Origin of the sequence: Streptomyces sp. NBC_01261 (genome assembly GCF_036226385.1) — a bacterium.
GTDB lineage: Bacteria > Actinomycetota > Actinomycetes > Streptomycetales > Streptomycetaceae > Streptomyces.
The window spans coordinates 124513-135965 of record NZ_CP108463.1; the positions used below are offsets into that span (position 1 = coordinate 124513).

General features: G+C 68.1%; 9 protein-coding genes. 5 read left to right on the forward strand and 4 right to left on the reverse strand.

Going from position 1 to position 11453, the window contains the following annotated elements:
- Positions 1-447: 447 nt before the first annotated feature.
- Positions 448-2550 (forward strand): NACHT domain-containing protein, encoded by a 2103-nt coding sequence (locus tag OG226_RS00460; protein ID WP_329347246.1) that lies wholly within the window; start codon positions 448-450, stop codon positions 2548-2550.
- A gap of 1089 nt (positions 2551-3639) precedes the next feature.
- Here the strand turns inward: OG226_RS00460 and OG226_RS00465 are convergent.
- Positions 3640-4602 carry an ATP-dependent DNA ligase gene (locus tag OG226_RS00465; RefSeq protein WP_329353264.1) on the reverse strand — a complete coding sequence of 321 codons (963 nt, stop codon included), beginning with the start codon at positions 4600-4602 and terminating at the stop codon, positions 3640-3642.
- 257 nt (positions 4603-4859) lie between these two features.
- Here OG226_RS00465 and OG226_RS00470 point away from each other — a divergent pair, with 257 nt between their 5' ends.
- Complete coding sequence (locus OG226_RS00470) at positions 4860-6458, forward strand: ISL3 family transposase (RefSeq protein ID WP_329347247.1); 1599 nt, start codon at positions 4860-4862, stop codon at positions 6456-6458.
- Positions 6459-6504: 46 nt separating this feature from the next.
- On the opposite strand, the gene OG226_RS00475 is transcribed toward OG226_RS00470, so the two are convergent.
- On the reverse strand, positions 6505-7179 hold the full coding sequence (locus OG226_RS00475; RefSeq protein WP_329353265.1) for a Type 1 glutamine amidotransferase-like domain-containing protein: 675 nt from the start codon (positions 7177-7179) through the stop codon (positions 6505-6507).
- A gap of 220 nt (positions 7180-7399) precedes the next feature.
- Here OG226_RS00475 and OG226_RS00480 point away from each other — a divergent pair, with 220 nt between their 5' ends.
- On the forward strand, positions 7400-8014 hold the full coding sequence (locus tag OG226_RS00480; RefSeq protein WP_329347248.1) for a hypothetical protein: 615 nt from the start codon (positions 7400-7402) through the stop codon (positions 8012-8014).
- Positions 8015-8061: 47 nt separating this feature from the next.
- Complete coding sequence (locus OG226_RS00485) at positions 8062-9597, forward strand: ISKra4 family transposase (RefSeq protein ID WP_443066842.1); 1536 nt, start codon at positions 8062-8064, stop codon at positions 9595-9597.
- Between the two features lie 13 nt (positions 9598-9610).
- Here the strand turns inward: OG226_RS00485 and OG226_RS00490 are convergent, their stop codons facing one another.
- The gene (locus OG226_RS00490; RefSeq protein WP_329347250.1) at positions 9611-9892 is read right to left on the reverse strand and encodes a hypothetical protein; all 282 of its coding nucleotides are present in this window, start codon (positions 9890-9892) and stop codon (positions 9611-9613) included.
- 192 nt (positions 9893-10084) lie between these two features.
- On the opposite strand from OG226_RS00490, the gene OG226_RS00495 reads away from it, so the two are divergent.
- Positions 10085-10684 (forward strand): DsbA family protein, encoded by a 600-nt coding sequence (locus OG226_RS00495; RefSeq protein WP_329347251.1) that lies wholly within the window; start codon positions 10085-10087, stop codon positions 10682-10684.
- A gap of 70 nt (positions 10685-10754) precedes the next feature.
- Here OG226_RS00495 and OG226_RS00500 read toward each other — a convergent pair whose 3' ends face one another.
- On the reverse strand, positions 10755-11249 hold the full coding sequence (locus tag OG226_RS00500) for an ABC transporter substrate-binding protein (protein WP_329347252.1): 495 nt from the start codon (positions 11247-11249) through the stop codon (positions 10755-10757).
- Positions 11250-11453: the final 204 nt, after the last annotated feature.

Sequence of the window (11453 nt, forward strand, 5' to 3'; positions counted from 1 at the left end):
GCGCAACCAGTCGACGCCGCTCCCACCCCACACTCATCGACGCCGGCGGCCGGACAAGTCCACAGCGACACCGGCAGGACTCGGTGAGGCGGAACCGGCAGCCGCCCCACCCGACACCGCCTCCCCGGCGGCAACTGGCGCGGCTGGGAACTCGGCGTCGATCGCGGACCGCAGGCCTTCCGCCGCGGATCATGCCGAGGTGATCGCACAGCTGGTCACCGGCAGAGCGGTACGGTCGCGGCGACCACTCCGCCGCCCTGGGCTGTCCGTCTGCTGCAGGGATCTGCACAACTCCACGGTTGGGCGTGTTAGGTCCTCCAACGGGACTTACCTGTTGGTGGAGGCGTAGCTGCGCTCTCCAGCCTTGGAATCAGGTGACTGGGCCTGTTTGGTCACGAGTGGGAGAAGTCGGCCGTGCTGCGGGGGAACGGTAGTGATGATCGGGGTATGGCAGGGCTCGGGGGGCGCCGTCGGCGGCGCAGGTGGCAGCTGATCGGGGCCGGGTGCGCCCTGGTGATCGTGTGGAGCACCGTGTACGCGGTCGTCCAGATCGCCCACGGCGGTCTGCAGCCCGGCGACACAACTGGTGTACTGAGCCTCCCCTTGGGCGTGATTGGGCTCGTCGCCGCGGTTGTGGCACTCCGGAAACCGATCGAGGGCAACGACGCCGAACTCGCCCGCGGCCAGGCCGCCACACTGGGTGACCATGTCGAGGCCAGGGAGAGCGCAGTGTGGCGGCAACTGCTGGGCGACGACAACCGGCGCATCAACCTCACCTACGCCCTGCACCCGACTACGGTCCGCCCTGCCACGGCGCCAGCCGCCGGCAGACTGGCCGCCCACGACCCCCCGGGCCCGGTGACACTGCCAGACATCGTCACCTACTACCGTGCCACCCGGCCGACGCGCTTGGTCATCACCGGTGCCGCTGGGGCCGGCAAGACCGTCCTGGCCTTGGAACTGCTGCTGGCCCTCTGCAAAGGCCGCGCCGCCGACGACCCGATCCCGGTCCGTATCCCGCTGTCCCGCTGGGACACCGAACGCCAGTCCTTGCCCGATCTTCTGCAGCAGCGGCTCGTCGAGGCCCACGACTGGCCCAAGGCCCTGGCCGCTGGCCTGATCGACCACGGCATGGTGCTGCCGGTCCTGGATGGCCTGGACGAGATGGACGCCCCACTCCCCGACGGCTCCCCCGACCCCGCCGCGCCCCGCGCGACGGCTGCAATCCGCGCCCTCAACGCCTATCAGCAGGGCCGTGACTCCGGTCCTCTGATCCTGACCTGCCGTACCCGGCACTACGATTCCCTGGCCACACACACCGAGGTCCTGGACGCCGCCCGCATCGCCATCGCCCCCGTCGGCGCCGACGATGCCCGCGCCTACCTGGCCGACCGCGCCCTCCATACGGCCCGCTGGCTGCCCCTGCTCGACCACCTCACCGCCCGTCCCGGCGGGCTCCTTGCAACTGTGCTGTCCACCCCTTGGCGGCTCTGCCTGGCCGCGACCGTGTACCGCAACGACGGCGACCCCGCGGAACTCCTCGCCCTCCCCGACGCAGATGCCCTGGACCACCACCTCCTGGCCCGCTACATCCCTGCCGCCATCCAGACCATCCCCAACCCGCGCGGCTACACATCCCACGACGTCCACCGCTGGCTCCACCACCTCTCCACCCACCTCGACCCCGTCGGCACCCTCCACACGACAGCCCCCGCGGGCGCGGAGGCCACCGACCTCGTCCTGCACGATCTATGGCCCCTCGCCGGGCGCGGTCGCGTACGCACAACCGACGCCATCCTCACAGGGCTCATCAGCCTTGCCGCCTTTGCCGCAGTTCCCGTTGCCGCCCTCATGGGCCTTCCACTCGCCCAAGCAGTCCTGCCAATGCCGATACGGACAATGACAGCCGGAGATATTGGCCTACTTAGCTTTTTTGTTGTCGCATCCGGAGCTGCAGCCGTCGCAACTGCCAGACCTAAGAGTCTGGGTAACTCGCTCTACACATCCCGAGGGCGTAGGACTATCGGGGTGTGGCTCGGGCTCGGGCTCGTATTAGGGGTTGGATTCGGGATATCGGCGTGGTCTGTGGAGGGGCGGAAGGTCGGGCTCATGGTTGGATTTTCCGCAGGGCTCGGGTGGAGCCTTTTCATGGGGCTTATGGGGGCGCTTTTCATCTCCGGCTTCCCGGGTGAACCGAGACTGAGCCTCGGTGGCCGAGCCCTCATCAGGAGTGACGCCTTGGTGGGGCTGGCTTTCGCCCTCGCGGGCGGATTCCTCGGCCCGGTCTCCCCGGGGATTGTGCTCGCGCCGACGGGTGGGCTCATGCTCGGGCTCACATTTGGCGCACAGGCTTCCCGACGATATCTGGTGTTCCTGCTCCGCTCGCGGCGCCGTCTGCCGTTCCGCCTCGCTCTGTTCCTGGACTGGACGGTTACTGCAGGACTCATGCGCTACAGCGGACCCGCCTACCAGTACCGTCACCGCGAACTCCAGCACTGGTTACGCCAACACCCTCGCCCCCCAACCACGCCCTGCTCACACAGCTCCTGACGGCCACACGAAAGACAAGCTGGACTGGGCATTCGAATGGGAGGTCGTCACGATGCCCCTCCCGAACAGAGCCGTCCTCACCTGGCCCACGGCGGCGTGGTGTTCGTCCCCAGCACGCACGGCCGTTGCGGCGGTACGCGTGCGGTGCTCACGGGTGAGACTCCGGAGCCTCACCCGGCCCCCAGCCGCCGATAACTGGTGCGATGGCGTCTCTCTGACCGACCCCGTCCGAAACGGCGAGGATGTTCCCCGGTTCGACCTTCGCCAGACGACGGCACCCCTTAGCGCTCCGTGGGCAGAACGCCGACGGTCAGCGGCCATAGCGCAGGCCCCAGTAAGCTCCAGGTGCGGGGTCGTGCCGGCCCGCCGCCGGTACGGCCCCGCACCATGCCTGCCCTATGCGAGCGCAAGCGTGACGGATCTCCGCGACCTCAACATCAGTGACAACGCCGGAGGCCGTCGATCCACCGGCTGGCCCCATCGCGGACTGTCCAGACGGTAGGGAGCACGGTATCGACCGCCGCACGGGCCACATGGGCCTGTCCGTGATAACCGACCTCCGTTGAAAGGCCGCACGGCTGGGACCTCATCTGATGGCCGTTGTGGTGAGGACGCCCTGGTCTTGGTCGACGAGCAGGGCGAGGTCCTCCCCGACTCCGGGCGATGCGGACCTGCGGGTCCGTTCCCGGGGGCTACGAAAGCTCGGCCAGCGGAACGGCGCTCGACGCAGAACGCCAGCAACCGGCTGCGTGGCGGCAACGTGGGCAGGACCGTACGCCAGACCTCTCGTACTGGCCCACCGAGTCGCGTCTGCGCGCCTCCCATCGCGTCAGCCGACGCGCCGCAGCAGGGCGACGACCGTCGCGTCGTCCCGGTATCCCTCACCATGCTCCTAGGCGCGGCGACTAACACCTCTGCCAGCGCCTGAGGGTCTCCACCGTGCATCCGACACAGCCGGGCCGCCGTTTCCTAGCCGAGCTAGTCGAAGCCTCCGTCGTAGACGAGCAGGACCAGGCGGACCTCCTCGGGAATCGCCGCCTCACGAGACGTCGCCGCTCCCGCCTGCGCCAACCGAGACGGGACCAGGGGTCACGCGCTGCCCTCCGGCGCGAGGTCTGGGCGCAGCCGGTGCCACGAGGGATGACGCAGGTAGCCCGCTCGCGTGCGGGAGGTGTATTTGACCTCGCCGACCAGGCGCGGCAGTACCCAGTGCGCGCCCGCGATCCGGGGCATCGGGGTGAAGGGGCAGGAGGCGACCGCGGCGACGGACAACAGACCGGCCAGAGCTGCCCGTTCACGCTCGCTCCACCCGGTGCCGACGCTGCCGATATAGCGCAGCCGGCCTTCGGTCCGCTCCCCGAGCAGGAGCGCCCCGGGCAGGCCTGCCAGATGGCCCCGCCCCGGCACCCACCCTCCGATGACGGCGTCGACAGTGAGCACATTCCTGATCTTGATCCACGAGCGGGATCGCACCCCCGGCTCATACCGCGAGGCCAGGCGCTTGCACACGATCCCTTCCAGCCCCGAGGCCCGGGTCAGGTCGAGGGCCTCCGCGCTGCGTCCGACCGCCGCGCCCGGCACCGACCAGCGCGGCCCGTCCAGCCCCAGCGAGCGCAGTACCTGCCGTCGTTCCGCATACGGCTGTGCCAGCAGACTCTGCCCGCCGAGGAACATCACATCGAACAGCACTAGGTGCGCCGGGGTCAGCTCTGCGGCCCGCTCGACAGCCCGGACCGGCGCCCTGGTGAGCCCCATCCGGGACTGCAACCGCTCGAAATCCGCCCGTCCCTCCTCATCAAGCGCGACGATCTCGCCGTCGAGGACCGCTGGCGTCCCCCCGAGCGCGCCACCCACATCTCGCAGCTCCGGGTACGCCGAGGTGATGACCTCGCCGGACCGGGAGCGCACCTGGACCGTGCCGTCTCCCGGCAGATACACGACCGCCCGCTGGCCGTCCTGCTTGGTCTCCACCGCCCACCGATCGTCGCCACCGGGCAGCGGCAGCCGACCCGGTGTCGCGAGCATGGGCGTGATCCGGGGCAGCGGGGCCATGGCCGAACCCTTCACCGCCCGCAGCACCAGACACACGCGGGCGGACGAGATTTCCACCGTATGCAGTCGCGCAGGACAGCCACCCGGCCCACAGCAGCGCAAGGTTCGGTGGACACCTGGCTGTGCCAGTTGCTAGGGGCTCTGGTCCACTTCTTGTGGGCGCGCACGCAGGGTGACTATTGATCTTCGTGTGATGCCGGTTGAGTTCGCCCGAAAATCGCCCGGCTGGGCGGTGGTGTGGTCGACAGTCCTTCGCCGTGAACGAAGTGCTGCCGCAGCTGGATGAGCTGTTGTTCTCCTCGGTCGAGGGTGTGTTGGTGGAGTCGGTCGAGGTGACAGACACGGTCGTCCGGGTCGTAGCTCGGACGACTGTCAAACGGGCGGCCTGCCCGGGGTGCGGATGTTGGTCGGGGCGAATACATGGCTCCTACCTGCGATTTCCTCGTGACCTGCCGACAGCAGGCAAGCTCGTCGTGGTGTCGTTACGTGTGCGGCGGTTCGTCTGCGCGGAGGACTGCTGCTCGCGCAAGACCTTCGCCGAGCAAGTCCCAGGGCTCACTCGCCGGTTCGGGAGAAGGACTGAGCGGCTGCGATCGACGCTGGTATCGGTCGGTCTCGCACTCGCAGGCCGGGCTGGCGCCCGTATGACGGATGCTTTCAAGGTCCCAGTCAGTAGAAACACCCTGCTGAGACTGATCGCCTCGCTTCCGGACCCCGCCACCGCCACACCCCGCGTGGTCGGCGTCGACGAATACGCCCAGCGCAAGGGCCGGATCTACGGAACCGTGCTCGTCGACGTCGAAACACGTCGTCCGATCGACCTCCTGCCCGACCGGGAGGCGGACACGCTCGCAGCCTGGCTCGCCGAGCGGCCCGGCATCGAGATCATCTGCCGTGACCGCGCTCCGTTCTTCGCCGAAGGAGCCACCCGCGGCGCTGCGCAAGCCCTCCAGATCGCTGATCGGTGGCATCTCTGGCACAACCTCGGAGAGGCCGCTGAGAAGTGCGTCTACCGGCACCGGGGCTGCTTGCGTCCCATGCCGGCGCAGCCGGAGGAACCTCGGGAGGAAGCGGAGCCGGCCGCGATATCGCCCTGGCCGACAGGGCACCGGTTCGCCGAACGCACCCGCGCCAAGCACGCGGCCATCCACGCTCTCCTTGCCGCCGGCCACAGCAAGCGATCCGTCGCCCGGCAGCTCGGCATGACCCTCAACACCATCCTGCGCTTCTCCCGCGCCACGACTCCGGAAGAGATGTTCACCGGTCAGTGGCAAAGCCGTGCGACCAGGCTCGACGACTACAAGCCCTACCTCGATCAACGCTGGCAGGAAGGCTGCACCAACGCCTGGAAGCTATGGGAGGAGATCAAGGAACGGGGCTATCCCCGCGGGTACGCCAGCGTCCGGGACTACGTCAGCAGGACTCTTCGCGGCAAGCCCCAACCGGTCGACCCCCGGCCGCCATCGGCCCGCGCCGTCACTCGCTGGATCCTCACCCACCCCGACGCGCTGTCCGAAGGCTACCGACTGCAGCTCAAAGCCGCCTTGGCCAACTGCCCCGAACTGACCGCACTCGCCGAGCACGTGCGCTCATTCGCTCACATGCTCGCCCACCTGCAAGGTCACCGACTATCCGAATGGATCGAAGCGGCCAGCGCCACCACCGAACTGCCCAGCCTCCGCCACTTCGCTCAGCACCTCATCCGCGACCTCGACGCCGTCACTGCCGGTCTCACCCTCCCCTGGAACTCCGGCGTCGTGGAGGGTCATGTCAATCGGATCAAGATGCTCAAGCGGCAGATGTTCGGCCGCGCGGGATTCGAACTCCTCCGCAAGCGAGTTCTCCTCACTCCATGAATCGCCGCCCCAGCACTGCACCACGAACTCGCCCCGGAACAACGCCTCATGAGGTCGGGTTGAACAACTTCCAGTGGCCCTCGGAGACCACCTCGATGGCGCCGTCGGACACCTTGATGGCGGTCTGCTCGTCAGTCGCGTACGCCGGACCCGCGATCTGGGCCGCCCATCGTTCTGCCGCGGCCATGGTGTTTTCCGGACAAGCCGGATGATCCAGGTGCGGGAAGATCGAAAAATCAACCAGGCCCAGCGTGCTGTCGCCTCCGGTGGGTGGCTTCCAGCCCACGAAGTCCTGCCCGATGCGCGGGGTCATCACCATGCTCCCGGCGCTGAGTCCCACGTAGACCGTGTCGGGCAGCGACGGCAGGAGCCCAGCCAGCCCGGATTCCCGCATCCAGTGGCACAGGTACAGCGCGTCGCCGCCATTGACCAGCAGGACGTCTGCCTCCCGGACCCAGGAGACCCAGCGCGCTGTGTCGATGCTGGGCAGCGCGGTGAGTTCCAGCACGCCCACCGACTTCCACCCCAACTCGGTCATGGGGCTGGGGGATCGTCCGCTGATGAATCGCCAGGGCCCATCCGGATCGGCGTCGGGGGCTCCGTACCCTGCGGTGGGGATGCAGAGGGCGTTGGACTCGGCGATCGGCTTATCCAGCAGGTCGACCAACGCGTCCTGGATGCTCGCGTTCTTGATACCGGAGTCGGTGAGGAGAAGCTTCATCATGTCCTTCCCGAGTTATGAATAGATCCCAGGTCAGGAGTCATCCTTAATGAGTCCAAAACCTTCAGGGAAGCCCTCCAAGAACTCGCGGCGCGATGGATCGGACTCCTCTGCAGTCATCGAATCGAGTAGGTCGATGAAGTCGCTTGGGTGCGGCTCTTTCTTAGTGAGCTGGTGATGCCGTGCGCCGTTGCCGTGCGTGCGCGGACGGCGGATCGTCGTGTCCCAGGACGTGGTCTTGGAGGCGGCGATGGTGTCGTGGCTGGAGGAGATCGAGCGGCGGGAGGCGGCTGCCCGGGCCGAGATCAGTGAACTTCGCTCGCGGATGGAGGAGTTGGCTGGTCGTCTTGCCGAGCGGGAGGCTGTGCTGTCCCGGCTGGAGATCACACGGGAGACGATGACGGAGATCCTGTCCGGCGAGGGGGCGGTGACGGTGTCCGTGGACGAGGCTGCGGAGGAAGTCCCGCTGCCGGTGGACCGGAGCGGGGCGGGATCGCCGGTCGGGGTGCGGCTGGTGCCGCAGTGGGAGCCGGGGGTTGAAGCGGATGTGCTGCCGCGCTCGTACCGGGACGTCGTCGAGGTGATGCAGGACGCGGTGCATCCGATGCGGGCGCATCATCTGTGCGCCGCGCTGGGGTTGCCGACGGACAAGAACAAGGTGGAGGGGTTCCGTTCGAAGCTGAAACGGCTGGTGGAGCGGGGCTGGCTGGCCGAGGACGAGCCGGGCCTGTTCGCGTGGGGTGGTGCGCGGAGGGCGGGCGCGGGTGCGCCGGAGCGGGAAGCCGCGGCCGGCGAGCGGCGTCGCGCCGGTGTGGGGCCGGGCTCTCGTCCCTAGCGTCGATGGTGCCAACCAGATCGCCACTGTCCGAAGACGAGAGCCCGATGAACGCAGCGTACGAAACGGCCGCGGCGGCTGACCCCTTTGCCCGCGTGTTTTCTTCCCTCACTTCCCTGGCCACCCGCCTCTCCAGCCCCGAAGCACTCACCGCGACGCATGAACAGGCCGAGGCCGACGTCGAAGCGGGCTCCCGGGAGCTGGGGCGACTGCTCCTGCAGGCCCATCTCGAGTGGCGGGCCCGCCACGAGGAGGACCACCTGTTGGCCCTCGGTCCGCAGGAGCGGGCTGCGCTCGCCGGCGGCCGGAGCAGGCTGGAGAAGGGCCACCGGCGGCAACTGGCCACCGTGCTGGGGCCGGTGACCGTGACCCGATGCGCCCTGCGCGGCGCGGGCATGACCAACCTCTACCCCGCCGACGCCATGCTGGGCCTGCCCCACGGGCGGCACAGTCTGGGACTGCGCCGCCTCGCGGTCCTCGAAGCGGCCCGCGGTTCATACGACACCGCGCTGGAAGCGATCGACCGCAGCTGCGGGGGCCGGGTGGTGGGCAAACGCCAGGTGGAGGATCTGGTGCGGGCCGCGGCCGTGGACGTCGCCGCGTTCTATACGGCCCGCACTCCCCACCCGGCCCCGGCCGGGACGCTGCTGGTGATCAGTGTCGACCAGAAGGGAATCGTGATGCGCCCGGGCCACCTGCGCGAGGCCACCGCGAAGGCCGCCGCCAGGGCCCGGCACACCTTCCGCACCCGGCTGTCGACCGGGGAGAAGTCCTGCCGCAAAAGGATGGCCACCCTCGCCGTCGTCCACGACGCGGAACCCGCAGTCCGCCGCCCGCACGACATCATCGCCCCGCCCGGCGGCCGCACCGGACACCGCACCGTCCGCAAAGGACCCATCGCACGGGCGAAATGGCTCACCGCCTCCGTCCGGGAGGACGCCGAAACGGTCATCGCCGCCGCGTTCGACCAGGCCGAAGCCCGCGACCCCGAACACCACCGGACCTGGGTCGTACTGATTGACGGCGCCACCCACCAGCGGGAGTTGATCCAGGCCGAGGCCGCCCGGCGCGGCGTCACGATCCACATCGTCCTCGACATCGTCCACGTGATCGAGAAGCTGTGGGCGGCCTCGCGGTGTTTCCACACCGCCACCGATCCCGTGGCCGAGGACTGGGTCGGCATCAAGGCCGCCCGGATACTGGCCGGCGACGCCCCCGGCGCCGCCCGTGACATCCGCACCGAAGCCGACCGCCACCACCTCAGCGACGACCATCGCGCCGCCGCTGACAAAGCGTGCCGATACCTCGAGAACAACGCCGACTTCGTCCACTACGACCAGGCCCTGGCAGCGGGCTGGCCGATCGCCAGCGGCGCCGTCGAAGGAGCAGCCCGCCACTTGATCGCCGACAGACTCGACATCACCGGCAGCAGGTGGACCGTCCCCGGCGCCGAAGCCGTCCTCACCCTCCGCACCGTCATCAGCAACGGCGACTTCCCCGACTACTGGATCTTCCACGCGCGGAAAGAGCACGAACGGCTCCATCCCTTACCCGACCAGCACATCTACGCACTTCAAGCCTGACGCGGGAACTCACTCAGACAGAGCCGCACCCAATTCGCTTCACCGTGTGCTTCTGCTTCGGCGGCGCGTCGAGGTCCGCCTGAAGCATCCCGTCGATCAGCGGCTTGTACGGGTCAAGCCGGGTCGGACGCGGCGCCTGCTTCTTGCGGGGCTCGGGCCAGTTCGAGTCCAGGGCCTTGCGGATCGTCCGCCAGGTCACCCCGTACTTGCGCTCCAGAGCGCGCATCGACAGACCGGCACGGTGGTCACGGCGGATCGCCGCGTACAGCTCGACCTTGCTCGTCGATATGTGCATTCGAACCCCCAGCGGGAGAAGCACACCGATCGTCCCACTGCAAGGCTCCAAGTGCCGTCAAAACTGGGCAACATCACCCTCCGCGACACGAAGCCGCCTCCCGTACCGGACGACAAACGCCTCCCCTACTCACCGACATAGCCAGGCGGGCAACCAACGGCGGCCAAAACCGACTACCCCCGGTTGGGCGACGTGCCCGAGCAGGTGGAATCGGACGGCACGAGCATTCTGGTGGGCGACCCACAGGCGCAGGTGACCGTGCACCTCTACGAAGACCCGCGCTGCCCGTACTGCAGGGAATTCGAGACCACGGGCGGCGGCCCGGTCCTGACCAAATGGGTTCTGCGGCACAAGGTCAAGGTCGAGTACACGATGGCGTCATTCCTGGACCCGCGGCTGGGCGGAAACGGGTCGACGAAGGCGGTCAACGCCCTGCGCGCGGCGCTGGCGAGGGGAAAGTTCGCCGAGTACCACACCGTCCTCTACCAGAACCAGCCCTCCGAGGAGGTGGACGGCTTCACCACCGCGCGCCTGCTGCAACTGGCCAGCAAGGTGAAGGGGCTGCGGAACCCCTCCTTCGACACCGCCGTGAAGTCCATGAAGTACCAGGCCTTCGTGGACTCCGCAGAGAAGGTGTTCGCCGCCGCTGGACATTACAACGGGCACGCCGGGCCCGGCACACCTACCGCCGAAGTCAACGGGTACCGCATCCCCGTCAAATACAGCGGGCTCCTCTACAAGGCCGACCTCTTCGACCAGTACCTCGCAAAGGTGATCAGCGCAGCGACATGAGGGACGGACGATCCGCCGGAGGCTTCGGGTCCCGACCGAGCAGGCAGGGCGACAGACCGGCTGCCGCAGATCATTTCTGCCCAACCATCGCACTCATTTCGCGGACCGCCGCATCGATGCCCTGACTCTTCACGATGGCCGTCAGCTGCGGCCGCAACCTGCCGAGGAAGGACACACCCTCCACCCCGACATTCCCAACCCTGAGTCCATTGCCAGGCACTTCGAACACCCAAAAGGTGATCTCCGTCGCCTCCTCATCGACCAGCGCGGAAGTCATCACCCTGAACTTGCCGCTGTCGTGAGGATCCGTATCTGTGATGACCAGGTCCGCGTCCGCCAGGGGCAGGTCAGCAACGCGCGCGGCAACGTGGTCAGTCATGGCATCCAGAACAGCTTCGCTCTGTTCGTCACTCAGCTGCTCCCACCCTGGGCCCACCGCGATCGGCGCCAACTCCCGCCAGTCCAAGACAGACGCGATGAACGCAGCTCGGGCCGACTCCGGCACTCGGGCAAAGTCGGTGAGGAATGTGCTGATGAATGCCGAGGCGGCTTCTGCGGTGGGCACAGAGGGAAACGTAGTCCCCTGAGACTGCCGTTGGAACATCACCCTGAAGACCCCGGGGCCACCTCAAGCCGGAACGACCACGTCGCGAGCCATGTAGTGGAACCAGCTCAGGCAGGAGAAGTGAGGTCGCCCCAAGCCGTCAATGCCAGAGCATGACCGCACGGCTCGATGACCTCACCACCGACGAACGCCAGGAGCCGCAGT

Bases quoted from the DNA above. Each gene is read 5' to 3' on its own strand.
- OG226_RS00475 (WP_329353265.1), bottom strand. From the start codon at position 7,179: ATGAAGCTTCTCCTCACCGACTCCGGTATCAAGAACGCGAGCATCCAG.
- OG226_RS00460 (WP_329347246.1), top strand. From the start codon at position 448: ATGGCAGGGCTCGGGGGGCGCCGTCGGCGGCGCAGGTGGCAGCTGATC.
- OG226_RS00465 (WP_329353264.1), bottom strand. From the start codon at position 4,602: ATGGCCCCGCTGCCCCGGATCACGCCCATGCTCGCGACACCGGGTCGG.
- OG226_RS00490 (WP_329347250.1), bottom strand. From the start codon at position 9,892: ATGCACATATCGACGAGCAAGGTCGAGCTGTACGCGGCGATCCGCCGT.
- OG226_RS00485 (WP_443066842.1), top strand. From the start codon at position 8,062: ATGAACGCAGCGTACGAAACGGCCGCGGCGGCTGACCCCTTTGCCCGC.